The following is a 24,823-nucleotide window of genomic DNA, read 5'->3' as shown; positions in this document are numbered from 1 at the left end:
AACCAATTGTTTGCAATGGACCTGATCGCTCCCCTGCGGACCTTCGTCAAAGTGGCCGAGGTCGGCTCCTTCGCCGCTGCCGCCGACGCGCTGGGCCTGTCGCCGCAGCTGGTCGGCAAACACGTGCAGTCGCTGGAACAACACCTGGGCGTGCGCCTGCTCAACCGCACCACGCGCAAGCAGAGCCTGACCGACTTCGGCCAGGCCTATCTGGCGCGTGCGCGGGTGATCCTGGAGGAGGTGGAAGGCGCCGAGCAGCTGGCCGAAGTAGCGCGCGGGCGGCCGATGGGGCGCCTGCGCGTCAGCGCACCGGTCACCTTCGGCGTGCATGCACTGGGGCCGGCGGTGGTGGCCTACCTGCAGCAGTACCCGGACGTGCAGGTTGATCTGAACCTGTCCAACAGCCTGGTGGACATCGTCGAGGACGGCTTTGATCTGGTATTCCGGACCGGTGATCTGGCCGACAGTGGGCTGGTGGCGCGACGGCTGGGGCCGTATCCGCTGGTGCTGTGTGCATCGCCGGCGTACCTCGCATCGCGCCCGGCCATTGTCCATCCGGCCGATCTGAGTCGGCACGAGTGCCTGGGCTTCGCGCATTCGATCATCCGCACGCGCTGGAGCTTCCGCGATGCTGACGGCAGCGTGCTGAGCGTGCCGGTGTCCAGCCGCTTCATGGTCAACCAGGCCGAGCCGCTGCTGACCGCGGCAGTCGGTGGGCTGGGGTTGATCCTGCAGCCCCATGAAATGCTTGCCGCCGCGCTGGCGCGTGGTGAACTGGTGGAAGTGCTGCCGGACTACGTGCCGGTGTCGACGTGGATCAACCTGGTGTACCCGCGCGACCGCCAGCTGACGCCCAAGCTGCGCAGTTTCCTGGACTTCTGCGTGGCACGCTTCAGCGAGCAGACGATGGCACGGCGATAGCACGGCATCGGTTGGCATTCCTGTGACTGCCTGCGAAGGATCGCCCTGAGACGATTGGCCGGTTGCCGCTGCGTAGCGCGCGCTTGCTGCTGGGGCTGGCGGCATTGCTGTTCGCCGCCAAGGTGATTGCGCAGCAGACGCCTGCGCAGGCGCTGGCCGCATGGGAAGCGCAGGGGCGTGCGGATGGCCTGGCGCGACCGGATATCGAATGCCAGGATTTCCTGCAGGCGATGGGCCGGAAGCCTGCGGGACTGGAATACAGCGGCTGCAGCCAGGACGACGCGTCCTGCATCAAACCCATGCAGGCCCACTACCGCGTTCCAGGTACCCAGGCAGTGAAGGTGGAAGCCTATCTGCGCGAGACCCTTTGGCATGCCTGCATTGCGCTACGCCTGTTGCGGCTGGAGCAATGGCGCGCCGTACTACTGGCGCGACGGCCCGGATGCGGTGAGGTACCAGATCGGCATGGGCGTGGAATCGCTGCCGCATGAGCGGGGCGATTGGCATCGCATCGAGGCGTTCATCGTCACGGCTGAGGTGCTGCGGCAGGGTCCCTGGCGTGGATGCAGCGGGCGGTTCCATGATCTAGGATGCGCCCAGGGATACCCGCAAAGGAACTGCCATGAAGGCTGTTGGATGCCTGCTGCTCTGCAAAGTACTGGCCTGTTCGGTGCTGATGACGCTTTGGGCTGTTCCGGCAGTGGGCGCCCCCTCCAGCGTGCGTGCACATCCGCGTGCGCAGGACGCCATCGGTGACTGGCTTGCGGCCTTCAATGCGGGCAGCCTCGAGGGGTTGCAGGCATTCGCCGATAGATACGCGAAGAAGCAAGGCAGCGGTCCCAAGGACTATCTCGAGTTCCGCGAAAGCACAGGCCCCTTGCGCGTACTCGAATCAACCGAGAGTGCACCCGGCCAAGCGAAGCTGCTGGTGATGGGCCAGATGAACGAACGCGCGATGTGGGTGACCGCCGTCATGGACCCGGCCAATCCGTCGCACCTGATGCAGTTCCAGATCGAGGGCACTGAAACGCCGGACAAGCACAAGCCGGCACGGGTTGCATTGCCTGCCCTGATGGCCGACGTCACAGCAAGGCTGGAGGCGCTGCGGGCACAGGACGCGCTGTCGGGCGCGTTGCAGGTGGCACAGAATGGGAAGGTGCTGCTGGACTGGCGCGGTGGTGATGCCGATCGCAGCACTGGAATTGCAGTGGGCGTGGAGACGCAGTTCCGCCTTGCGTCCTCCAACAAGATGTTCACCGCCGTGGCCATCCTGCAGCTGGTGCAGGATGGCAGGCTCAGTCTCGATGACACGATCGGCAAGCACTTGCCGGACTATCCGAACAAGGCTGTCGCCAGCAGCGTGACCGTGCGCGAGTTGCTGTCACATACCAGTGGCCTGGGGGACTTCTTTGGCGATGATTTCGAACAGTATTCCGCGTCCCTGAAGACGCTGGATGACTACGTGCAGCGGTTCGCCAGGGATGCGCCGCAGTTCACGCCCGGCAGCCAGGACAGCTACTCCAACTATGGCTTCATCGTATTGGGACGCATCATCGAGGCGGTATCGGGGCAGTCGTACTACGCATATGTGGAGGAGCACATCCTGCACCCGGTGGGCATGACCGGCACCGGCTTCGAGCCGGAAACAGCGAGCGTTCCAAAGCGTGCCGTCGCTTACACGAAGCACGATGGGCAATGGGTCCGTGAAACGAAGTCGCTGCCCTGGCGCGGCATGTCGGCCGGTGGTGGCTACAGCACAGTGGCCGATATGGTGAAATTCGCCGAGGCACTGCAAGGCGGGAAGCTGGTTTCACCTGCATTGCTGCAGCAGGCCACCACGGCGCAGAACCACAAGGGCTGGTATGGCTTTGGTTTCGTGGTTCAGGGCGAGGGCAGGGAGCATCAGTACGGCCACGAAGGCGGTGCGCCCGGATCGAACAGTGCCATCGTCGTGCTGCCGGCGCAGGGCTACGTGATCGTTGGCCTGGCCAATGTCGATCCGGATGCGATCGGCAATGTGGTCAACTACATCGCGCGAAGGTTGCCACTGTGAACGCGGCAGGTGCCGTTCATTCCGGTACCCGCACCATCTTCGTCATCAAGTGTTCCACCACACCCGCCGGGTCCGCAGTGCGGCCGACATGCGTGCTCGACATCTGTACAACCGAGCTGCGCTTGGCGGTGAGGAAATGAAAGCGGGCGCGCGCGGGCAGCTTTGCGATGGGTCCGGCGCTGGCGTCGCCACGGCAGATGGCCACGATTGCATCCAGCCATGGCTGCAGCGCGTCCTGGTCCAGCGCCGGCGCGAAGGCACGCAGGCGCTCAGGATCGATTTCGATGGCCGCCTCCAGATGGCGCGCGCCAGGGCAGGAGACGATCACCCCGACGTTGATGAATTCCTCGCGTTCCACCCGCGGCACGACGCGGATGACCGCATAGTCATACGTGTGCAGCGTGGGCACGGATGGCCTCCTGCACGAACACTGCACGCACTTTCAGGCGGTGCTTGAGATAGTCGATATAGCCCTGGCGATAGGCCTGTGGGCTGTCGAACGCCGGTTCGTCCACCAGCCAGCTGTCCGGCACCAGGCCAACGATGCGCTCGATTTCGGCATCGGTCAGGCACGCAGCCAGTTCTGCGTCCACCTCGGCAATGCGGCTGGCGAACGACAGCAGCACGTGGTCGCGGATCAGCACGAACGGCTTCTCGCAGGCATCGCCGGCGCTGGCCCAGTCGTGGTGGAAGTACATGGCCGCACCGTGGTCGATCAGGTACAGCTTGCGATGCCATACCATCAGGTTGGGGTTGCGGGTGGTGCGATCGACGTTGCTGGTGAATGCATCGAACCAGACGATGCGCGAGGCCAGCTCGGCATCCACAGGCATCGCGGCCGGGTCGTAATTGATTGCACCGGGCAGATAGTCCAGGCCCAGGTTCAGGCCCTCGCTGGCGCGGATCAGCTCCTGGATTTCCGGGTCGGGCTCGGTGCGGGCGAACTCGCGGTCCAGCTCGACGAACAGGATTTCCGGAATCGGCAGGCCCAGCGTGCGTGCCATCTCGCCGGCGATCAGCTCGGCGATCAACGCCTTCGGGCCTTGGCCGGCTCCACGGAATTTCAGCACGGCCATGCCGTCGTCGTCGGTCTCGACCACGGCGGGCAGGGAGCCGCCTTCCCGTAACGGGGTGATGTAGCGGAGGGCATGTACGGTGCGCATGGACGCATTCTAGCGTCCTGCCAGGGCAGGCGTGCCGCAGCAGAGCGGGGCGCCAGCTTAATGAACGGGTACCGCGCGAACCGCTTGTTGCAGGTCGCCTGCAATCTTCACTTGTTCCTTCCGCGTGGAGTGGCAGCATTCGTTCCAACGGAGCAACGCACCCGCGTGTGACCTTCAACAGGAGGCGCTCATGCCGCTACAGTGCAGCTGTCACGCTTCACCGTGTATGCAACGCAACGCGTGGTGTTGATCTTGACCTGACACGGTCACGCCATCGGCGCAGATGGCCATCCGCCGCAGTTCCAGCCAAGTTCCAGACACCTTTCACCCATCGCACCCCCGCGTTGCCCGGTCGGGCCTGCGATCCAGCTACTTGCGCCCCGAGAGAGATTCCTGCGTTGCCGTCGACGCTGGCAGCGTGGGACCGCCGAACCCACGCTATCCCCACAGGCTTTGGAGGTGCACCGATGAACGACGAATTCAATGCCATGCTGCCCCCACTGGACGATGCCAAGGCCGAGGAAATGATCGGCAAGGTCGTGCTGGTGGGTGTCACCCGCTATGGTGGCGACGGCCAAGTGCAGGGTCTGGAGCAGTACGCGGGCACCGTGCTGCGCATCAGCGCCGACGAAGGCGTGGTGCTGGCCGACGAAGACGATGGCCATGAGCGCTACCTGCCGCCCATGCTCGACCAGTACCAGCGGGCCGAGCCAGGCGAATACCGCATGCGGAACAGTGGCATGATCGTGGTCGACCCCGATTACCTGACTGCTTGGGACCTGCACGCCCAGCAGTGACGACAGACCACGCCTGGCAGATGCCGGTCCATCGCCGGCCTCTCCGGGCGTGTCCCACTTTGCCCCATCCGGCCTCTAGCCCTTCCGGCCCATTCACCCCATCCCCTGCGGTGCTAGATTCGGGTCCATGCCCGATTCCGGGTACCCATTCACACCCAGGGGATAAGGATGCTGATCCGTCGAACCTCTCTGGCGGCGGCTGTTGCCGTTGCCACCGTCGGCCTGTTGGCCGCTGGCCCGGCCTTGGCCGACTACGCCAAGCCGCCGGAACACCTGCTCAAGGTGCTGAAGGCACCGCCACCGCCGGCGCCGAACGTGGCCCCGGGCGGCCAGCGCCTGCTGCTGACCACCGCGCAGACCTACCCCTCGATCAGCCGCGTGGCCCAGCCCTACCTGAAGCTGGCCGGCGTGCGGCTGGAGCCGAAGAACCGCAGCCGCCATGACACCCCGGGTGGCTACGGCATTCCGGCCTGCGTGGCCGACTTCACCCTGGTCGACATCGGCAGCGGCAAGGAGACCAAGGTCAACCTGCCGCAGGGCTGCGCCACCGGTGCGCTGTGGTCGGCCGATGGCAGCCACTTCGCCTTCCAGAATGCGGTCGATACCAGCGTGCAGCTGTGGGTGGGCGATGCGTCCACCGGCCAGGTGAAGCAGGTGCCGAACGTGCAGTTGAACCCCATCTTCGGCAACACCGTGCAGTGGCTGGGCGGCAGCCAGAACCTGCTGGTGAAGCTGGTCCCGGCCAACCAGGGCCCGGCGCCGTCCGACGGTGGCGTGCCGACCGGCCCGGATGCGCAGGAGTCGCTGGGCAGCAGTGGCGAGAGCAGCACCTATGAGGCCCGCGACACGCTGACCAGCGTGCACGACGAAAAGCTGTTCGCTTACTACGGTGCCTCGCAGTTGGCCGTGGTAGATACCGCCGCAGGCAGCGTGCGCCCGGTCGGGCAGCCGGCACTGTTCAACGAAGTCAGCGCCGCGCCCGATGGCGTGCACGTGCTGACTGAATCGATCAAGGCACCGTATTCGCACGCGGTGACCTACCAGCGTTTCGCCAACGACGTGGCCGTGCTGGATATCAGCAGTGGCCGCAGCACGCCGATCGCCAGCCTCCCGCTGGCCGACCGCGTGCCGGTGCACGGCGTGCCGGAAGGCCCGCGCGGTTTCGACTGGCGCGCCACCGATCCGGCTACCCTGGTCTACGCCGAAGCGCTGGACAAGGGCGACTGGAAGGTCAACGTGCCGCATCGCGATCGCGTGCTGATGCTGAAGGCGCCGTTCAACGGCAAGCCGACCGAAATCACCCGCACCGCGCAGCGCTTCGAAGGCTTCGCGTGGACCGCCGATCCGGCCGTGGCCTTCCAGTACGAGAACGACGAGAATCGTCACTGGATGCAGACCCGCATCGTGGATGTGGACCAGCCGAAGAAGGAAGGCCGCCTGCTGTGGGACATGTCCAGCGATGAGCTGTACGGCAACCCCGGCAACCTGGTCTTCACCCGCCTGCCGAATGGCGCGCAGGTGGTGCGCCGTGAGGGCAACCATGTGTTCCTCAGCGGCCGTGGTGCCTCGCCGCAGGGCGACCGTCCGTTCCTCGACCGCCTCGACCTGGGCACGTTGAAGAGCGAGCGCCTGTTCCGCAGCAGTGCAGACGCCTACGAACAGTTCCTCGGTTTCAGCAACACGCCGGGCCGCTACCTGACATGGCATCAGTCGGTGATCGATCCGCCGAATGCCTTCGTCCGCCAGCAGGGTGAGGCGGTGGCTGATGCGAAGGCCGGCGAGGCGCAGTTCGCGTCCACCGCGACCGCACTGACCAAGCTGGTCGACCCGACACCGGAAGTGCGCCAGATCAAGAAGCAGCTGGTGACCTACAAGCGCGCCGACGGCGTGGACCTGTCGTTCACCCTGTACACGCCGCCGGGCTACAAGGAAGGCCAGCGCGTGCCGGCGATCCTGTACGCCTATCCGGCCGACTTCGCCAACGCCGCGCAGGCGGGGCAGGTGTCCGGTTCGCAGCAGACCTTCACCCGCCTGCAGCCGTACCGCCTGATGCTGCTGGCCGGCTACGCGATCATCGACAACGCCTCGTTCCCGATCGTGGGCGATCCGAAGAACGCCTACGACACCTACCTGGAGCAGCTGGAAGCCGACGCCAAGGCGGCGGTGGACAAGGCCGTGGACATGGGCGTGGTTGACCGCAACCGCATCGGCGTGACCGGCCACAGCCACGGCGGCCTGATGACCGCCAACCTGATCGCGCACACCAAGCTGTTCAAGGCCGGTGTGGCGACCAGCGGTTCGTACAACAAGACCTTTACCCCGTTCGGCTTCCAGAACGAGCGTCGCTCGGTGTGGCAGGCGCAGGACGTGTACCTGAAGGCCTCGCCGTTCTTCTATGCCGACAAGATCAAGCTGCCGCTGCTGCTGGTCCACGGCGAGGACGACGCCAACCCGGGCACCGAGCCGTTCCAGTCGCGCAAGCTGTACCAGGCGATCCGCGGTAACGGCGGCACCACCCGGCTGGTGATGCTGCCGAACGAGCCGCACTGGTACACCGCGCTGGAATCGAACGAACAGTTGGTGGCGGAAATGCTGAACTGGTTCGATACCTACGTGAAGAACGCCAAGTGAAGGAACAGGAAGGCCGCCTCAGAGCGGCCTTCCTGCATTCTGTAGAGCCGAGCCCATGCTCGGCTGCCGTTCGTCGGAACCCCAGAGGCAAGGCAGCTCCATGAAGACTTGGTTGTTGGGACTGACAGCGGTGTGCGCATCGTCTGCGGCGATGGCGGCACAGCCACAGATGAGCGTCGATGTGAGATACGACTGGTACGGCTGGGGCTCGGTATCGGAGCACTGGGTGATCCGGCGCGATGCCTATGGCCTGACCACCCGCGTGCAGGTGGTGGAGAGGCCCGACGGCAAGGCGCGATTGCCGGACCTGCTGCCGTTTGGCGCCATGGCGGCGCTCGACACCGCGCTGCAGACCGCCCCGCTGACCAGGGCGGCCGCGGTGCAGCGGATCGCTTCGCGGCTGGATCGCGCCGAAATACTGTCCCTGGCCCCGGGGCTGCACAGCTTGGACACGGATGCCTGCTCGTTCGCACAGCAGCGCGCGTGGGCGCGCAAGGCGCTGTCCGGACGGAGCCTGCAGTCGCGTGTCGACCGGCATTTCTCCGGGCTCTGGACCGATGATGTGCCGATGATGACGGTTGTCGTGAGCCGGCCGGGGCGTCCGGATGTGGTGCTGGTGTCGACCTCACAGAAGGTAATGATGCTGCCCTGGAAACGCCTGCCCTCGGTGGTTTTCGAGCAGCAGGACCTGGACAACGCGCAGGAGCAGTGGCACCCGGAACTGAGCGAAGCGGTGATTGCCCTGCTGCCGGAAGGGGAAGACTCACGCAGGCGTTTCCAGACGCGCTGGTTGCATGACCGGCTGCGCAGGGATCTCGCGATGGAGTCGCTGGACTGTGGCGCCAGGGGCAGGGAATCCGCCATGTGATCAATTGCGCATGTCCTGAAATCAACCGTGGAGACACGGTAACGGCGTGTTACCGGCACATTCGCACGCCACGCAAATGATCTAGGCTGAACCTGATAGCTCGTTTCAGGTCACTGCGATGAAAGCCATTCTCCTTGCTGCAACGTTGTCGTTGGCCCTGGTTTCAACCGCCCATGCCCAGTCGTTTCCTGCTGAGCTGACGCAATTGGGCATCGTCGCCGGCATGCCCTATGCCAAGGCCAAGCGCCTGCTGGATGCGGCAGGTTGGCAGGCGAGTCCGGCACAGGGCGCCCCCGAGTCACTTGAGGGCTTTCCGGAAGTCGGATGCCAGAAGGGCGGAACGCAGTGCGCGACAATCTTCGAGAAGGGCGGGCAGCAGATCGCGGTGCAGTTGGGCACTACCTTGGCAGGGCAGCCGTTCGTGCAGGGCGCTGATTGAGCGTCTGCCACTCTCACGCCAGCGGTAGGCGATCCTGCGCGCGTGACAGCCGGTCATGCAGGTCACGCACATGCTCGGCCTTGGCATGCACCCGGGTGGTATCACCGAAGCTGCGCAGGTAGGCGCAGGCGGCGAAGCCGGCACTCTTCTTTTCGTAATCGGCAATCCAGGCCAACCGGTCCGGGTTGTTGGCCTGTTCGGCTGACCACGCAGCCACCGGTGGCCTGATGCGATAACGCAGGCCGACGCGCCACGGCTTCGGTGTCAGTCGGGCACGGAAGCAATGCTGCAGCCGGCACATGCGCGCGTACAGGGTGTCGGTGCCCAGTGCCTTGAAGAATGCCTGGAGCTGCTCGTCCTCGGGTGAGAACGTGGCATGCATCGCCAGCACGCGCAGCCCCGCCGGGGTGCGGTAGACGCGCAGATGCCAATCGGGATGCTGCTCGCTGAAGGCGTCCACGCGCTTCAGCGCAAGCCCTTCAGCACCGCCGGCAGCGGCCAGGCGCTGCTTCCGCCGCATCAGCAGTGCCGCGTTGACCAGCAGCACTGCCGCCACGCCCAGTACCAGGCCCACCAGCCAATGCCAGAGCAGGGTGCCGATGACGGCGCCGGCAAGCAGCACGACCGCCGCGACGATGGCCGGTATCACACATCCAGCCGGTGGCTGCGCATGGTCGATGTCGGCGAACAGCACGTCGGGGCTGTTGAGGCACAGCGCGCCATAGCTGTTGCGGGTGATGATGACATCGCCATCGCGCTGTACGATCTGCTCGCGGATCGGCACGCCCTCCACACCGTAGTTGCTGCGCACTTCGCGACGCGGCAGCACCTGCCCGGCGATGATGGCGTTGAGGGCTTCATGGGCACGTGCGTCGGCGTGGGCCTGGGCTTGGGCAGGCCCCTCGTCGGACCAGCCGAAGCGGCGCACGACCATCGGCCGGCCACGGAAACGGGCCTGCAGGCGGGCTTCGGCCCAGTACGCGGGAACGATCATCATCGTGCGGTGCTCCATCATCCATGGCAGGTGCCTGAGTGAGTCTGGCACAGCCCCGAAGGGCCTGCATGTGCCCGCTGCGGTGGCCGGGGCGGAGTGGTAGATTGCGCGCTTCGCATGCACTCCACCAAGGACGGAGCGATGTCCAGTTTCCTGCGTTGCCTGCTTGCCCTGGCCTGTGCCGGGGCGGTCGGCGTGGCGTCGGCGGGAACCCCGCCGGGGTCGCAGATCCTCACCACCGATGCCAGCCGCTTCTACGCGCTCTACGACAGCACCGGCGGCAAGCCCAGCATCGCCCAGCTGGCCGGTTACCTGGCCGAAGGCAGTCCGGGCCTGGGTGAACTGGCGAAGGCGCGCCGGGTCACGCCCGAGCGTATGGCCGAGGCCATTGCCAGCCAGCCCGGGGTGTATGCGCAGGGACGCGGTTGCCTTGCAGAGCTGCCGGCGGTGAAGCAGCGCCTGGTGCAGGTGTTCGGCAACCTGCAGGCGATCTATCCGCAGGCCGCGTTTCCGCCGGTGACCATCGCGGTCGGCCGCGGCCGACCGGTCGGGTTGACCTCCAAGAGCGGGGTGATCATCGGCCTGGAAGCGCTGTGCGCAGCCGATTTCATGAATCCCAATGTGCAGGACCGCTTCGTGCACGTGATCGCGCACGAGTACGTGCACATCCAGCAGACCGGCCTGACCGACGTCGAGCCGGGCGACCCGCATGCGACGGTGCTGCGTGTTTCACTGGGCGAAGGCATCGCCGAGTTCATCGGCGAGCTGATTTCCGGCAATGTCGGCAACGGTCGCCACGCGGCCTGGACCCGTGGCCGGGAAGTACATATCGAAAGCGCCTTCGCACTGGATGTGGACAGCACCGATCTGTCGCCGTGGCTGTACAACTACAGGCCCGGTTCGCAGGAACCCTATGATCTGGGCTACTGGGTGGGCTATCGCATCGCCAAGGCCTATTACCTGCAGGCCGAGGACAAGCGTGACGCGGTGCGTGCGCTGATCCAGCAGGACAACCCGAAGGCGATCCTGGCCGCCAGTGGCTGGACGCCAGGCATGTGGATGCCGGCCAAGGTGACCGGCGTGGCGGCGCGGTCGGCGGCACGCTGAGCGCGGGGCCGCGCGCTAGACTGGCGCAGACATTCAACGGAGAGACCCCATGCGTTCCTTGTCCGCTGGCCTGGCCGCGGTTGCCCTCGGTAGCGCGATGAGCGCCCATGGGATGGCGGCCGACGTGCCCGCCGTCAACCCGTTGTTGGTGGAACCTGTCGAGCGACTGCGCCCGGACGAGGTGCGCTTCATGCAGCAGCGCCTGGCCGATTGGCCGGAACTGCAGCGTTACCGCGATGCCAACGCGCGACTGCCTGCCGCCGTACCGGGGCAACCACGCGTGGTGCTCTTCGGTGACTCGATCACCGAAGGCTGGGGCAGGGAGGGCAGCGCGACGTTCTTTCCCGGCAAGGGTTGGCTCAATCGCGGGATCAGCGGCCAGACCACGGCGCAGATGCTGGTGCGTTTCCCGCAGGACGTGCTGGCACTCAAGCCGCAGGTGGTGGTGATCCTGGCTGGCACCAACGACATCGCCGGCAACACCGGCCCGTCCACGCAGGCGATGATCGAAGACAACCTGCACGCGATGGTGGACCTGGCTCGTGCACATGGCATTGCCGTGGTGCTGGCATCGGTGCTGCCGGTCAGCGATTACCCGTGGTTGCCGGGCACGGCACCTGCGCCCAAGGTGCGCGCATTGAACGCGGCATTGAAGCGCTATGCCGATGCGAAGCAGCTGGTCTATCTGGACTACTACACGCCGATGGCCAATGCCGCCGGAGGGCTGGATCCGCAGCTGGCCGACGACGGCGTGCATCCCACCGCGAAGGGCTATGCGGTGATGGCGCCGTTGGCCGAGGCGGCGGTCAAGCGCGCAATGGCGCTGGAGTAGGCACAGTACCCGCACTGCACAGGATCCAGCCCGCCAAGGTACAGTGGCGCCGAAGCTGGCCACGCCGCGTGGCCGCCAGGGACGATGGGGTGGGTGATGCGGAAGGGAATCCAGGGATGGCTTTGCCGCAGTGGCGCAACGATGGCCTTGCTGCTGGCCGCCGTGCCGGCGTTCAGTGCAGACACGGCGGTGCCTCCGCCGCTGACGCGTGAACCGGTGGGCGGCGTTTCGTTGGCCGAATGGACCGCCCGCTGGTGGCGCTGGGCCGACGCCCAGGGCGGCGCGCCCTATCTCGACCCGGATGGCCGTGTGTGTGATCTGGGCCAGGAAGGCCCGGTCTGGAACCTGGCCGGCACCAATGGCCGTTTCCGGCCACATCGCGAATGCGTGGTGCCGGCTGGCAAGTACCTGTTGCTGCCGATCATCAACATGGCGCACTACCAGGTGGATGAGGCTGTGTCCTGCAAGGAGCTGCAGGCGGGGGCGGCGGTCAACAACGATTACCTGATCAGCGCGGTGGTGCTGCTGGACGGCCAACCGCTGGGCGACATGCGCAGGCATCGGGTCCGCAGCGAAGGCTGCTTCCGCATGGATGCCGGCGACGAACATTCTCGGCTGGCCGCCGCCGACGGCTATTGGGTAATGCTCAAGCCGTTGCCGCCGGGCCGGCATACCCTCAGCGTGGGTGCCAACTACGGCGTGCCGGATGGCGGCGCATACAGCCGCATGCGGCAGTCCTTCGAGTACGTGCTGCACGTGGGAGGGCGCACCCAGGTCGTGTCGCGCGAACCGCACGCGGTGCCGGTGGCGGCTCCCTGAAGCTCAGGCGTCGTCCTGCTTCAACGCCGCATCGGCGGCCAGCAACGCTTCGGCGGCCGCAGTGAGCGGCGGCGACGGCGGGGCGACCACGCCGATCGCTTCCATCATCTTCGGCATGCCCAGGAACTGGCGCGCACGCCGGTCGTAGATGCCGGTGACCAGCAGCGCGCGCGTGGCGATCTTCTGCTCGGCGCCGATCAGCACGCGCTGCTCCATGATGCCGCGCGAGCCGACCCAGCCCACCAGGCGCGTTTCCAGGGTGAAGCGCTGGAACGGCTTCAGCTCGCGACGGAACTGGATGGTGCCGGCGCCTACGATGGGCGCCCACTTCTCGCGCAGCGCCACCCGGCCCAGGCCCATGCGCAGGATCAGGTCCAGCCGGCCCAGGTCGAAGATGTTCCAGTAGCGACCGTTGGTCATGTGCAGGTTGCTGTCCAGATCGTTGGGCAGCACCCGGAACTGCAGGCGCGAGACCCCGAACGGGGCCTCCAGCTTCGGCCGGAACAGGCTGTACAGCAGCAGGTGGAGCAGGCGGAACCAGAGATTCATGGTTATGACGACTGTTATAGAATCGCCGGTACGCTAATCTATGACGACTGTCTTAGCAAGGAGCCCGCCGTGAGCCCGCGTCCCTCTGATGCGCCACAACGCGTGATTGATGCTGCGGCACAGATGCTGGCGCGCGTGGGTCTCAATGCCACCAGCATCCGTGAGGTGACCAAGCTGGCCGAGGCACCGCTGGGCTCCACCTATCACCACTTTCCCGGCGGCAAGCAGGAGTTGCTGGCGCGCGCCACCCACATGGCTGGCGACAAGGTAGAAGCGCTGCTGGTGGAGCTGCTGAAGGGGGGGGCGGTGCAGGGCCTGCAGCAGTTCCTGGCGATGTGGCGTGAGCGCTTGCTGCGTTCCGGGTTCCGCGCGGGCTGTCCGGTGCTGGCCGCGGCAGTGGAAGAGCCGGTGGAGGCCGTGCCCAGCCAGCCACGTGTTGCCGCTGCCGAAGTGTTCGCGCGCTGGCAGGGGCATCTCGCCGCAGCCTTCATTGCCGACGGCCACGAACAGTCGGCTGCGAACGGGCTGGCCAGCCTGGTGATTGCCAGTGTGGAAGGCGCAGTGGCGATGTGCCGCGCACTGCAGGACATCGCCCCGTTCGACCAGGTGACCGCGCAGTTGCTGAAGGCGGCCGCGCGTCCTTGATCCGGCTATCCGCGTGCGGGAGACGCGCAGCAGGTCATCGGAAGATCATCAGATAGCCCCAGCCGAGCCCGATGGGCAGGAAGGCAGCGATGGCCGACGCGCCCAACCAACGCAGGTAGCTGCGGGAGGCGGGGGATCCCTGCCGCTTGAGGGCCCAGGCATGCGTCGGGAGCACCAGCAACGCCTGCACCGCAAAGGTGGCCACGGCGGCAAGCCATGCCACCAGGACGCCGAGGCAGCCATCGCTGAAGCAGCGGCTACCAAACCACGAACCCCAACCGGCGAGGCCAATCATTGGAACGAACATCACGAGGGCGGTGGAGCGGGTGAGCTGGGAGACGTGCATGCCGTAGAGCATACTTTTTCGTGGCGGAAAGTCATGATCCAGCCGCCGGCGCGCGGGTACAAGGCCGGCGCCAGTGCGGCCTGTGGGTGATGGACCCACGGCCCCATCGCGCTGGAATCCGCCCCGCCTACGCGTGCCCGGCAAGGATGTCCGCATGCAGTATCAGGTTCCCGAGGTCCCTGGCCGCGCTGCCTCCCGCCCCCTCGCGGCGGCATGAAGCGCTCGCGCCATTTTTCACGCAGTCCACTGAAATTGCCCGTAAACCACGGCAGCGAAGTCGTGCGTGCGCGCCGGTACCTGCAGCAGCGGGGTTGGCCACGCCTGCAGATGGCGCTGATCGTCGCCCTGACCGGTGCGGCCGGATTCCTTGCCTCGTACCTGCTGCGCCTGGCCGGCATCGACGCGATGTTGCTTCGCTACCCGATGGCCGTGTTGCTGGCCTATGGCGTGTTCCTGCTGCTGGTGTGGATCTGGATCCGCTGGCGCTGGGCAACGTACTGAAGGGACTGTCGCAGGATGTGGGCGGTGGCAGCCCATCGCCTCGCACGCAGGGCATGCAGGAACAGGGATGGTGGCGGGTACGCGTGTCGCATACGATCTGGCCGCTGCTCGGCCTGCTGCTGTTTTTCGCCGTGCTGGGCTGGCTCGCGCAGGAATGCGTGCCGGGTGCGAGCCATCTGCTGCAGGTCATCCAGGGGGGGGAGTGCGGTTGGCTCCTTCATATCGCCTGGACCCGCCCCGTTTTCAGCTGCACTGAACAGTGGGCTATGATCGCGGTCGGCCGGGATTCGTGTCCCGGCGGTGTCACCTATCGGGAGCTTGTCGTACTGCATCTGACACAGGGGCGCTGGATGGCCGGACGCCCACTGGGACACACAACCACTGACGAGGAAGAGCGCATGGATGTCGCTGCACGCAGGAACAGGACGTTGTTTCGTTGGATCATGGTGACGCTGCTGGCGGCGTTGTTGCCGTTTGCAGCCCTGGCGCAGCCCGCAACCGGGCAGGCCGATGGCGCCGAAGCCGCCACCGCCGCGGAAGAGGCGCAGTGCCGCGCCTGTACCTATGAGCGCATTGGAACCAAGGTCGATATCGGCCTGGTGGCACTGGTGTCGCTGCTGGTGGTGGGCCTGCTGACCGCGGCGTCGCGGGAATGGGGCACTACCTCGCAGCGCTGGACCTGCCGCACGCTGGCCCTGCTGCTGGTGGGTGTCGGTCTGGCGTTGCTGTGGTGGGCTGGCAGCGTCGTCTACCTGGGCTACAACCCGTGGCAGGAAATGGCCGCCCCCGCCGATGGCTCGCTCACCTCGACACTGCTCAGTACCTCGCCGAAGTGGTTGGCGGCACTGGTGCTGATCGGCTTGGCGCCTTCCATCTGGAAGCGCAGCGAGCGCCTGCCGGCCTGGCGTATCGGCTGACACTGGAACGGCGGCGCCGGATCACACCCGGCGCCGCCTGCGGCAATCAGTCAAAGCGCCAGCGCATGCCCACATAGACGCCACGACCTTCGCCCGGGGTCGAGCGCGCGACATCCTTGCCGGCGTCGTCGTAACCCGGCGTGACCGTAGCGGCGTAGTGGCGGTTGCCGAGGTTGCGCATCTCCACCCAGGCCTGCCAGCGGCCACCGGGTGCGTCGTAGCCGATGCGGCTGCCGAAGATCACATGGCTGTCGGCCCAGTAGCTGTTGGCGTAGTCGACGGCGATGCGCGAGGCGTATTCGGTATTGAGCGCAGCGTACAGGCCGGACGCATGATCGAAGCGCAGCTCGGCCTGGTAGGCGTGGCGCGGCAGGCCGGGCAGGCGGTTGCTGCCGAAACGCGCGTCGTGGCGGTAGCGGAAATCGCTGAAGGTATAGGCCTGGCGAAGCGACAGCCGGCCCGGTGCAGCCTGCCACAGCGTGCTGTCCAGTCCGGCCTCGATGCCGCGGTGAACGGTGGGGCTGGCGTTGTTCTCGGCGATGAACAGGTTCGGCACCGGTTGCAGTTCAACGCTCAGCAGTTCGTGGTTCACGTGCGCGTAGTAGCCGGTCAGTTCCCAGCGGCCCAGCGCCGCGTCACCGCGCGCGCCCAGTTCCAGCGTGGTGGCGGTCTGGTTCTGCATCGGCACCGGCGCGCGCTGGCGGCCGGTAGACGGGCCATTGCCTGGCCCGAAGTACTGGTTCGAGCCCCAGATCATCGACCACGGGTGCGGCGCCTCCACCGAGCGGCTGAGGTTGCCGAACCACTGGGTCCGGGCGCTGTGCTGCCAGGTGAAGCCCAGTCGCGGCGCATGGTCCCAGTCGTGGTCGCGCAGGCGGCCACCGCTGCTCGGCCAGGTCACCTGCACATCGCGACGGGTGTTGATCAGTGCCAGCCCGGCCTGCATGCGCAGGCGGTCATTGAAGGCGAGGGTATTGCTGACGTGCAGCGTGCTGTCGGTGCCGTGGTGGCGGAAGTCACGCGTGCGCGAGCCGGCGGCATAGCCGTTGCTGGCAAAGCGCAGCGACTCGCGCACATCGGCGTCCAGATCGTGGGTGACGCGCAGGCCGACCGTGGTTTCGCTGTCCAGGCCGAACAGCCGGTGGCGGCGGCGGTAGTCCAGCGTGGCGTTGAGGTTGGCGTAGTCCAGCTGCTGCCGGTACAGGCTCTCGTTCAAGTCCATCGGGTACGTGTGATAGACCAGCCCGGCCTGCAACGAGGAGTCTTCATCGATCTGCAGCGTGGTGACGTTGCCCACCCAGGTGCTGCCCGGCTGCGGGCGACGCGCATCGATGGCCAGGTTGGCCGCATTCGCGGCACGCGGATCGTTACGGATCTGATCGCGGGTCAGGCGACCGGGCGTTTCATGATTGGTTTCGCGGTAGCGCACGAAGAAACGTGTCTGCAGGTCGGGCGTGATCTGCCAGCCGATGTTGGCCATCGCGCCCTTGCCGTCGCCGCGCGCATGACGCTGGTAACCGTCGAATTCGGTATCGGTGTAGGCCAGGAAGTAGTCGACATCACCGCTGACGCCGCCCCAGCTGATGCCGCGCTTCTGGTAGCCACGGCTGCCGGCTTCGTAGTGCAGCTGCACGCCCGCCGAATCACGACCGCTGCGGCTGACGTAGTCGATGGCACCGCCCAGCGCCAGCGCGCCACGCTCGAAGCCGTTGGCGCCGCGCAGCACTTCCACGCGCGACAGCCACAGCGGTTCCAGCAGCTCGTAGGGCGTGCCGCCCGGGCCGGTCAGTGGCAGGCCGTCGATCGACACCGCAATGCCCGAGGCGTGCGCGCCCGGGCCCCGGTTGATGCCCGAGCCACGGATCGAGATCTTGGTGCCCTCATTACCCGGCGACTGCGCGCTGATACCCGGCTGGTAGGCCAGCACATCGGCGCTGGTGGATAGTCGGCTGTCGGCCTTGGCCACGTCGATGACGTTGCTGGCGCCGGGGATGCGCTTCAGGGCCTCGCGCGCCTGCGCGCTGGCATCGGCGGCAGCGGTGACCTGCACGGCATCGAGGGTGGTGGCCTGCGGGGCGGCGGCGGCGGTGGAAGCCAGGGCGAGGGAAACAGCCAGGAACAGCAGCGACGGGTGGGGGCGGTACGACGGAAGCGACATGCGGGAATGCTGTAAACCACGAAAGTGGCGCGCAAGTTAACAGGTCGGCAGCGCCGCGTCACCCGCCGGCGGCGTATGGCCGCCCGCCGTGTTCCTGTAGAGCCGAGCCCACGCTCGGCTAATCGCGCGCAGCGCGGGTTGTCTGCCATCGCGGCGAAGATCAGCCGAGCACGGGCCCGGCTCTACAGCAGGGTTTATGGCGAGGGCTTCGCCATCGACTTCGACTTTGCGTAGAGCTGATCAGCTGCTTCCTTCTCTCCCAATGCTGCATGACACTCGGCCAGGCTGTCCCACACATTGGCCGAATCCGGATACAGCTCGGTGTTGAGGGCGAATACCTTCAACGCCCTGCGTGCACCCAGACTCTGGCGGATGGCATAGCCGCTGGCGTTGATCGCACGTTCCAGCTCGCTGCCCGTCACCCGGTTGTTATCGCGCAACCAGCTGCGTATCGCCTGGGCGGCGCCTGCATCATCATCCAGCGCATACGCAGCCAACCGCTCGGACAGCACCGCGTGCGGGAACTCCCCCGGCGCAACCACCGCCATCGTGCTCTCCACCAGCGTGCTGGACCAGACATTGCGGGCGCTGCCATTGGTCAGGTACACGAACACCCAGTAGCCGCTGGCCAGCGTGCCCTTGTAGGCCAATCGCGCACGTACACGGGTGCCACCATCGTGGCCGACCTGGGTGTAGCCGTCGCTGCGGGTGGTGTCCCAGCCGGTGGAGAAGAAGTTGCTGCCGCCACCGCTCAGCTTCAGCGGCTGCCAGAGTTTTTCCAGGGTCGCCGTGCGCACCAGCTTGCCGGTCGCCAGCGCCTGCAGGAAACGGTTCATGTCGCCCACGGTGGTCTGCAGGTCGGCATGCCCCCAGCCGTAGTTGGGCCAGGGATCTTCATTGGCCGGTTGCAACGCGCCATCCTTGCCGATGTACGGCACCGCCGCGCGCTCGACCGGCACGTTGGCGATGCCCCATGACGTGCTGGTCATCTTCAATGGCTGCAGGATGCGTTCGCGCGCGATGGCCGGGTAGGGCGTGCGGTAGTGTGCTTCCAGCAGCGCTGTCAGCACCAGGTAGTTGGCCTGGGTGTACTGCACGCGGCTGCCGGTGGCGAACTGCATCGGTGCCGCACCGGCCACCTTCAGTGCCGCGCCAAGGTCAGGCGCTACACCGGGGTAGCCCTTGCTCACCCAGCGGTTATCCACCCGGTCGTAGTACTCGCCGATGCCGGAGCTGTGGTTGAGGAAATCACGCACGTGGATCGCCTGCCATGCAATCGGCAGGCCCGGCACGTAGCGGCTGGCCGGCGCATCCAGATCCACCTTGCCCTGATCGACCAGTTGCATCACCAGCGTGCTGGTCAGCAGCTTGGCCATCGACTGCGCGGCGAAGATGGTCTCGACGGTGGCAGGGGCATGGGCAGCGGGATCACGTTCACCGCTGGCGCCCTGGTAGAGCACCTGGCCGTTGTGTGCGAGCAGTACCGCCTGGCCGGCAATGCCGTAGCGCTCGCGGTTGCTCTGCAGTTGGGCGTCTAGCTGAGTGGAGAGATTGGTGGGGACTTCACGCGCCGACGCGGGCGGGATCGCAAACAGCGTGCAGAGCAATGCGGCAGCGAGCGTGCGGTACATCGCGGTGATCCATCAGCGGTGATGGCGCATGTTGGTCACGACCGACGAGCGGGTCAAGGCCGCCGATTCCCGCATCGGGGAGAGCCGGCCAGCGGCCGGCACTACCACACGTTTCGGTAGTGCCGGCCGCTGGCCGGCACCTCCGTGATCAGCCGAGGATCCCAGGCAGATCCAGTCCCTTTTCCTTCGCGCAGTCGATCGCGATGCCATACCCCGCATCGGCATGGCGCATCACGCCAGTGGCCGGATCGTTCCACAGCACGCGGCCAATCCGCTTCGCCGCCGCTTCGGTGCCATCACAGACAATCACCATGCCGGCGTGCTGCGAGAAGCCCATGCCCACGCCGCCACCGTGGTGCAGCGACACCCACGTCGCGCCGCTGGCGGTGTTGAGCAGGGCGTTCAGCAGCGGCCAGTCGGACACCGCATCGGAACCGTCGGCCATCGCTTCGGTTTCGCGGTTCGGCGAAGCGACGCTGCCGCTGTCCAGATGGTCACGACCGATCACCACCGGTGCCTTCAGTTCGCCGTTGGCCACCATTTCATTGAAGGCCAGGCCGAGGCGATCACGATCACCCAGGCCGACCCAGCAGATGCGTGCCGGCAGGCCCTGGAACTTGATCTTCTCGGCGGCCATGTCCAGCCAGCGGTGCAGGTGCGGGTTGTCCGGAATCAGTTCCTTCACCTTGGCATCGGTCTTGGCGATGTCTTCCGGATCACCGCTCAGTGCCGCCCAGCGGAACGGGCCGATGCCGCGGCAGAACAGTGGACGGATATAGGCCGGCACGAACCCCGGGAAATCGAAGGCATTGGCCACGCCTTCTTCCAGTGCCATCTGCCGCAGGTTGTTGCCGTAGTCCACGGTCGGCACGCCCAGCGCGTGGAAGCCGAGCATGGCGCGGATGTGGTTGGCCATCGATGCACGCGCAGCCTTCTCCACTTCCTTCGGTGCACTCACACGCTTCTCGTCCCACTGCTCGACCGTCCAGCCCTGCGGCAGGTAGCCGTTCACCGGGTCGTGCGCGGAGGTCTGGTCGGTCAGCAGGTCCGGCTTCACGCCGCGCTTGAGCAGTTCGGCCAGCACATCGGCCACATTGCCGAGCAGGCCCACCGACTTCGGCGTGCCTGCCTTGCACGACTCGTCGATCAGGCGCAGCGCTTCGTCCAGATTATCGGTCCAGGTGTCGAGGTAGCCGGTGCGCAGGCGCATGTCGATGCTGCTCTTGCGGCACTCGACGGCCAGGCAGGAGGCGCCGGCCATCACGGCAGCCAGCGGCTGTGCACCACCCATGCCGCCGAGGCCACCGGTGAACAGCCACTTGCCGCTCAGGTCGCCGCCGAAATGCTGGCGCCCCATTTCCACGAAGGTCTCGTAGGTGCCCTGCACGATGCCCTGCGCACCGATGTAGATCCAGCTGCCGGCGGTCATCTGGCCGTACATGGCCAGGCCTTTCCTATCCAGCTCGTTGAAGTGGTCCCAGTTGGACCAGCGCGGCACCAGGTTGGAATTTGCGATCAGCACGCGCGGCGCGTCGGCGTGGGTGCGGAACACGCCTACCGGCTTGCCCGACTGCACCAGCAGGGTCTGGTCGTCGTCCAGGCGCTTGAGCGTCTCGACGATGGCATCGAAGCTTTCCCAGTCGCGCGCGGCGCGGCCGATGCCGCCGTACACCACCAGTTCCTGCGGGCGCTCGGCCACGTCCGGGTGCAGGTTGTTCATCAGCATGCGCAGCGGTGCTTCGGTCAGCCAGCTCTTGGCATTGAGCGTGGTGCCGGTCGGCGCGGCGACGGTGCGGGATGGGTCGTTGCGGGTCATGCGGCGCTCCGGTTCGTAGCAAATTCAAGGCAGGCGTTGAGCACCTGCGCCAGGGTGTGGCGCAGTGGTGCGGCGTGGGCGGGGTCGAGCGGGGTGGGCCAGCTGTGTTCGTCCACCTGGTCCGGCAGGGGCTCGTGCATGTAGCCGCGGCAGGCAAGTTCCATCTGCAGGCTGTGCACGCCGGCGGCGATGTTGCTGTAGTGGCGGGTGATCCAGCCGCCCTTGAAGCGGCCGTTGCGCACCTGGCTCATGCCGCTGATTTTCAGCAGGTTCTCCACCACATCGCTCAAGGCGTTGTCGCAGGAGGTGTCCGGTGCACCGGAGGGGCCGGCGGTACCCAGGTTGAACTGCGGCAGCTCGCCTTCGAACAGGTGCGGGATGTGTGAGCGGATCGAGTGCGCGTCGTACACCACCACGGTAGCGTGGCGTGCGCGCAAGCGCGTGATCTGCGCCGCCAGCGCACCGTGGTAAGGCAGGAAATACGTGTCGCGGCGACGGGCGATTTCCGCTTCGTCCGGTTCGCGCCCGACGTGATACAGCGGCTGGTTGTCGAAGGTGGTCAGCGGGCACAGGCCGGTGGTGTTCTGGCCTGGGTACAGCGAGGCGCCGCTGGGATCGCGGTTGAGGTCGATTACCGAACGCGAAATCGCCGAGCGCACCGTGGTCGCGCCCATGCCACGCACGAAGTCGTACAGTTCGTGTACCCACCAGTCTGCGTCGCGGCGGGCCAGCCACGGCGAGTGGTAGTCGCCGATCAGGTCGTGCGGCAGCTCGCTGCCGGTATGTGGGAAGCTGACGATCAACGGGGCGTCGCCCTCGTGCACCGTCAGCCATTCGGGATGGGTATTCATGCCTGCGGTTCCACGGTTGGCAGCAGGTCGGTCAGGCCCTGCGCCAGCGCGCCACTGCGCACCAGATTCGTGGCGGTCACCATGTCCGGATGGAAGTAGCGGTCTTCTTCCAGCGTCGGCACCTGCGCACGCAGGGTGGCGCGCACGGTTTCCAGCGCGGCGCTGGAGCGCAGTGGGGCGTGGAAGTCGCAGCCCTGCGCAGCGGCCAGCAGCTCGATGCCAATCACGTTGGCCGCGTTCTCGGCCATCTGCATCAGCCGGCGCGCGGCGTGCGCGGCCATCGACACATGGTCTTCCTGGTTGGCCGAGGTCGGGATCGAGTCAACGCTGGCGGGGTAGGCGCGCTGCTTGTTTTCCGAGACCAGCGCGGCAGCAGTCACCTGCGGAATCATGAAACCGGAATTCAAACCGGGACGCGGGGTCAGGAAGGCGGGCAGGCCGGACAGCGCCGGATCGACCAGCATCGCCAGGCGGCGCTCGCTGATCGAACCGATCTCGCACACCGCCATCGCCAGCATGTCGGCGGCAAAGGCCACCGGCTCGGCGTGGAAGTTGCCACCGGACAACGCTTCGCCGGTATCGGTGAACACCAGCGGATTGTCAGAGACGCCGTTGGCTTCGATTTCCAGCGTGGTAGCGGCCTGGCGCAGGATGTCCAGCGCCGCGCCCATCACCTGCGGCTGGCAGCGCAGGCAGTAGGGATCCTGCACGCGCACGTCGTTGTCACGGTGCGATTCACGGATGTCCGAGCCCTGGATCAGCGTGCGCAGGGTGGCGGCGGTGGCGATCTGCCCGCGCTGGCCGCGGATGGCGTGGATGCGGGGGTCGAAGGGCGTGTCGGAACCCTTGGCCGCTTCCACCGACAGCGCGCCGGTCACCAGTGCGGCCTGGAACACGGTCTCGATCTCGAACAGGCCGGCCAACGCATAGGCGGTGGAGAACTGGGTGCCGTTGAGCAGCGCCAGGCCTTCCTTCGCGCCCAGTTCGATCGGCTGCAGGCCGGCACGTGCCAGTGCGTCGGCTGCCGGTAGGCGCTCGTCACCGATGAAGGCTTCGCCTACGCCCAGCATCACGCTGGCCAGGTGCGAGAGCGGCGCCAGGTCACCCGAGGCACCCACCGAGCCCTGTGCGGGCACTACCGGCAGCACGCCCTTGACCAGCATCGCTTCCAGCAGCAGCAGGGTCTCCTCGCGAATGCCTGACGCACCCTGCGCCAGGCTGACCAGCTTCAGCGCCATCATCAGGCGCACCACGCTGGCCGGCATCGGCTCGCCCACGCCGGCGGCATGCGAGAGCACGATGTTCCGCTGCAGGGTGGCCAGGTCTTCGCGCTCGATGCGCACGCTGGCCAGCTTGCCGAAGCCGGTATTGATGCCATACACCGGCGCGCCCTTGGCGACGATGGCGGCCACCGCCGCCGCACTGGCGCGCACCACCGGCAGCGCGGCCGGGTCCAGTGCGAGCGGCGCACCGCGATAGACCTGCCGCCACTGGGCGAGAGTGACATGGCCGGGGCGAAGAACCAGGGTGTTGCTCATGTGTTGCTCCAGGAGGCAGGCAGGTCGGGCTGTCCGCGCACCACGCGCGCGTGCAGCGGGTTGAATCCAATGCGATAGACCAGGTCGGCGGGGGCATCGATGTCCCAGATCGCCAGGTCGCAGTCCATGCCCACCGCCAGGCGGCCGATGCGCTCGCCATGGCCCAGTGCGCGCGCCGCTTCACGGGTGAAGCCGGCGATGCACTCGTCCACGGTCAGGCGGAACAGGGTGGCGCCCATGTTCATCGCCAGCAGCGGGCTGGTCAGCGGCGAAGTGCCCGGGTTGCTGTCGGTGGCCAGCGCCAGCGGTACGCCGGCCGCACGCAGCGCGGCGATCGGCGGCAGGGTGGTATCGCGGGTGAAATAGAAGGCACCGGGCAGCAGCACGGCGACGGTACCGGCAGCGGCCATCGCGGCGATGCCGGCATCGTCCAGATGTTCGATATGGTCGGCCGACAGTGCCCCGAAGCGGGCCGCCAGTTCGGCGCCATGCTGGTTGCTCAGCTGCTCGGCGTGGATCTTCACCGACAGCCCGTTGGCGCGCGCCGCTTCAAAGACCTGGCGCGCCTGCGCCGGCGAGAAGGCGATGTTCTCGCAGAACACATCCACCGCTTCGGCCAGGTCTTCGGCGGCGATGGCCGGAATCATCACGTTGCACACCTCGTCGGTGTATTCCTGTGCTTCGCGGCCTGGCGGAACCGCGTGTGCGCCGAGGAAGGTGGTTACCACGTTGACCCGGCATTCCTCGCCCAGCGCACGCGCCACCTGCAGCTGCTTGCGCTCGTCGGGCAGGGTCAGGCCGTAGCCGGACTTGATCTCGAGGGTGGTCACGCCCTCGGCGCGCATCGCCAGCAGGCGTGGCCGGCTTTCGCGGGCCAGCTGTTCCGGGGTGGCGGCACGGGTGGCGCGCACGGTGGAAACGATGCCGCCGCCGGCACGGGCGATCTCGGCATAGCTGACGCCCTGCAGGCGCTGCTCGAACTCGTTGGCGCGGTTGCCGGCGTAGACCAGGTGGGTATGGCAGTCGATCAGGCCGGGCGAAATCCAACGGCCTTCGCCGTCGATGCGGGTGGTCGGCTGCAGGTGGGCATCGCTGCCGGCCGCGCCGACATGGACGATGCGGCCGTCGGCGCAGGCCAGGACGCCATCGCGGATGACACCCAGCCCTTCGCCATCAAGGGTGATCAGGTGGACGTTGGACCAGAGGGTATCGACGTGCATGGCATCCACAACGCGGCTGTGCTTATA

General features: G+C 66.7%; 24 protein-coding genes. 13 read left to right on the top strand and 11 right to left on the bottom strand.

Annotated features, from left to right (window positions below):
• Positions 1-15: 15 nt before the first annotated feature.
• The 3 genes from AC5P7F_RS00840 to AC5P7F_RS00830 all read left to right on the top strand — a co-directional run bounded on the left by AC5P7F_RS00840 (position 16) and on the right by AC5P7F_RS00830 (position 2,974).
• Positions 16-921 (top strand): LysR family transcriptional regulator, encoded by a 906-nt coding sequence (locus tag AC5P7F_RS00840; RefSeq protein ID WP_032962018.1) that lies wholly within the window; start codon positions 16-18, stop codon positions 919-921.
• 62 nt (positions 922-983) lie between these two features.
• The gene (locus AC5P7F_RS00835) at positions 984-1,412 is read left to right on the top strand and encodes a DUF4952 domain-containing protein (protein WP_232503915.1); all 429 of its coding nucleotides are present in this window, start codon (positions 984-986) and stop codon (positions 1,410-1,412) included.
• 131 nt (positions 1,413-1,543) lie between these two features.
• Positions 1,544-2,974 carry a serine hydrolase gene (locus tag AC5P7F_RS00830; protein ID WP_164077088.1) on the top strand — a complete coding sequence of 477 codons (1,431 nt, stop codon included), beginning with the start codon at positions 1,544-1,546 and terminating at the stop codon, positions 2,972-2,974.
• 16 nt (positions 2,975-2,990) lie between these two features.
• Here the strand turns inward: AC5P7F_RS00830 and AC5P7F_RS00825 are convergent, their stop codons facing one another.
• Together AC5P7F_RS00825 and AC5P7F_RS00820 are read right to left on the bottom strand one after the other, a co-directional pair.
• Complete coding sequence (locus AC5P7F_RS00825; protein ID WP_014647643.1) at positions 2,991-3,383, bottom strand: DUF3037 domain-containing protein; 393 nt, start codon at positions 3,381-3,383, stop codon at positions 2,991-2,993.
• Positions 3,361-4,137 carry a HipA family kinase gene (locus tag AC5P7F_RS00820; RefSeq protein ID WP_046431494.1) on the bottom strand — a complete coding sequence of 259 codons (777 nt, stop codon included), beginning with the start codon at positions 4,135-4,137 and terminating at the stop codon, positions 3,361-3,363. The genes AC5P7F_RS00825 and AC5P7F_RS00820 overlap by 23 nt, the downstream gene beginning before the upstream one ends.
• Before the next feature lie 467 nt (positions 4,138-4,604).
• On the opposite strand from AC5P7F_RS00820, the gene AC5P7F_RS00815 reads away from it, so the two are divergent.
• The 4 genes from AC5P7F_RS00815 (at position 4,605) to AC5P7F_RS00800 (ending at position 8,872) form a co-directional block, all read left to right on the top strand.
• Entirely contained in the window at positions 4,605-4,934 is a 330-nt protein-coding gene (locus AC5P7F_RS00815; protein WP_014647641.1) for a hypothetical protein, read from the top strand.
• 168 nt (positions 4,935-5,102) lie between these two features.
• Positions 5,103-7,565, top strand: coding sequence for a prolyl oligopeptidase family serine peptidase (locus AC5P7F_RS00810; RefSeq protein ID WP_164077087.1), 2,463 nt, complete (start codon positions 5,103-5,105; stop codon positions 7,563-7,565).
• Positions 7,566-7,620: 55 nt separating this feature from the next.
• Positions 7,621-8,433: a hypothetical protein gene (locus AC5P7F_RS00805; RefSeq protein ID WP_239510479.1), complete on the top strand. Its 813-nt coding sequence runs from the start codon at positions 7,621-7,623 to the stop codon at positions 8,431-8,433.
• Between the two features lie 118 nt (positions 8,434-8,551).
• Positions 8,552-8,872, top strand: a complete 321-nt coding sequence (locus AC5P7F_RS00800; RefSeq protein WP_164077086.1) for a hypothetical protein — start codon at positions 8,552-8,554, stop codon at positions 8,870-8,872.
• Between the two features lie 13 nt (positions 8,873-8,885).
• Here the strand turns inward: AC5P7F_RS00800 and AC5P7F_RS00795 are convergent, their stop codons facing one another.
• Positions 8,886-9,869 (bottom strand): hypothetical protein, encoded by a 984-nt coding sequence (locus tag AC5P7F_RS00795; protein ID WP_164166430.1) that lies wholly within the window; start codon positions 9,867-9,869, stop codon positions 8,886-8,888.
• 138 nt (positions 9,870-10,007) lie between these two features.
• Between AC5P7F_RS00795 and AC5P7F_RS00790 the strand changes: the two genes are divergently transcribed.
• From AC5P7F_RS00790 to AC5P7F_RS00780, 3 genes are all read left to right on the top strand, one after another.
• Positions 10,008-10,973 (top strand): DUF2268 domain-containing putative Zn-dependent protease, encoded by a 966-nt coding sequence (locus AC5P7F_RS00790; protein WP_164077085.1) that lies wholly within the window; start codon positions 10,008-10,010, stop codon positions 10,971-10,973.
• A gap of 49 nt (positions 10,974-11,022) precedes the next feature.
• Positions 11,023-11,805: an SGNH/GDSL hydrolase family protein gene (locus tag AC5P7F_RS00785; RefSeq protein ID WP_069118321.1), complete on the top strand. Its 783-nt coding sequence runs from the start codon at positions 11,023-11,025 to the stop codon at positions 11,803-11,805.
• 141 nt (positions 11,806-11,946) lie between these two features.
• On the top strand, positions 11,947-12,624 hold the full coding sequence (locus AC5P7F_RS00780) for a hypothetical protein (RefSeq protein ID WP_164077084.1): 678 nt from the start codon (positions 11,947-11,949) through the stop codon (positions 12,622-12,624).
• Positions 12,625-12,627: 3 nt separating this feature from the next.
• Here AC5P7F_RS00780 and AC5P7F_RS00775 read toward each other — a convergent pair whose 3' ends face one another.
• Positions 12,628-13,173, bottom strand: coding sequence for a thioesterase family protein (locus AC5P7F_RS00775; RefSeq protein ID WP_164077083.1), 546 nt, complete (start codon positions 13,171-13,173; stop codon positions 12,628-12,630).
• A gap of 69 nt (positions 13,174-13,242) precedes the next feature.
• On the opposite strand from AC5P7F_RS00775, the gene AC5P7F_RS00770 reads away from it, so the two are divergent.
• Entirely contained in the window at positions 13,243-13,818 is a 576-nt protein-coding gene (locus AC5P7F_RS00770; RefSeq protein ID WP_164077082.1) for an LmrA/YxaF family transcription factor, read from the top strand.
• 34 nt (positions 13,819-13,852) lie between these two features.
• Here the strand turns inward: AC5P7F_RS00770 and AC5P7F_RS00765 are convergent, their stop codons facing one another.
• Positions 13,853-14,176, bottom strand: a complete 324-nt coding sequence (locus AC5P7F_RS00765; protein ID WP_164077081.1) for a hypothetical protein — start codon at positions 14,174-14,176, stop codon at positions 13,853-13,855.
• 240 nt (positions 14,177-14,416) lie between these two features.
• Here AC5P7F_RS00765 and AC5P7F_RS00760 point away from each other — a divergent pair, with 240 nt between their 5' ends.
• Positions 14,417-14,665: a hypothetical protein gene (locus AC5P7F_RS00760; RefSeq protein WP_401728672.1), complete on the top strand. Its 249-nt coding sequence runs from the start codon at positions 14,417-14,419 to the stop codon at positions 14,663-14,665.
• 398 nt (positions 14,666-15,063) lie between these two features.
• Positions 15,064-15,582 carry a hypothetical protein gene (locus tag AC5P7F_RS00755; protein WP_134967225.1) on the top strand — a complete coding sequence of 173 codons (519 nt, stop codon included), beginning with the start codon at positions 15,064-15,066 and terminating at the stop codon, positions 15,580-15,582.
• A gap of 46 nt (positions 15,583-15,628) precedes the next feature.
• On the opposite strand, the gene AC5P7F_RS00750 is transcribed toward AC5P7F_RS00755, so the two are convergent.
• The 6 genes from AC5P7F_RS00750 to hutI all read right to left on the bottom strand — a co-directional run bounded on the left by AC5P7F_RS00750 (position 15,629) and on the right by hutI (position 24,796).
• Complete coding sequence (locus tag AC5P7F_RS00750; RefSeq protein WP_164077080.1) at positions 15,629-17,740, bottom strand: TonB-dependent receptor domain-containing protein; 2,112 nt, start codon at positions 17,738-17,740, stop codon at positions 15,629-15,631.
• Positions 17,741-17,934: 194 nt separating this feature from the next.
• Positions 17,935-19,371 (bottom strand): serine hydrolase, encoded by a 1,437-nt coding sequence (locus AC5P7F_RS00745; protein WP_164077079.1) that lies wholly within the window; start codon positions 19,369-19,371, stop codon positions 17,935-17,937.
• Between the two features lie 148 nt (positions 19,372-19,519).
• Positions 19,520-21,187, bottom strand: a complete 1,668-nt coding sequence (gene hutU, locus AC5P7F_RS00740) for a urocanate hydratase (RefSeq protein WP_164077078.1) — start codon at positions 21,185-21,187, stop codon at positions 19,520-19,522.
• The gene (gene hutG / locus AC5P7F_RS00735) at positions 21,184-22,038 is read right to left on the bottom strand and encodes an N-formylglutamate deformylase (protein ID WP_164077077.1); all 855 of its coding nucleotides are present in this window, start codon (positions 22,036-22,038) and stop codon (positions 21,184-21,186) included. The genes hutU and hutG overlap by 4 nt, the downstream gene beginning before the upstream one ends.
• Positions 22,035-23,576, bottom strand: coding sequence for a histidine ammonia-lyase (gene hutH / locus AC5P7F_RS00730; RefSeq protein ID WP_164077076.1), 1,542 nt, complete (start codon positions 23,574-23,576; stop codon positions 22,035-22,037). The genes hutG and hutH overlap by 4 nt, the downstream gene beginning before the upstream one ends.
• Positions 23,573-24,796: an imidazolonepropionase gene (gene hutI / locus AC5P7F_RS00725; protein ID WP_164077075.1), complete on the bottom strand. Its 1,224-nt coding sequence runs from the start codon at positions 24,794-24,796 to the stop codon at positions 23,573-23,575. The genes hutH and hutI overlap by 4 nt, the downstream gene beginning before the upstream one ends.
• Positions 24,797-24,823 lie beyond the last annotated feature (27 nt).

The organism is Stenotrophomonas sp. YJH_SMC_105-26 (assembly GCF_059368915.1).
The sequence above is the reverse complement of the archived record's forward strand: the minus strand, read 5'-3'. Positions and strand labels throughout refer to the sequence as shown.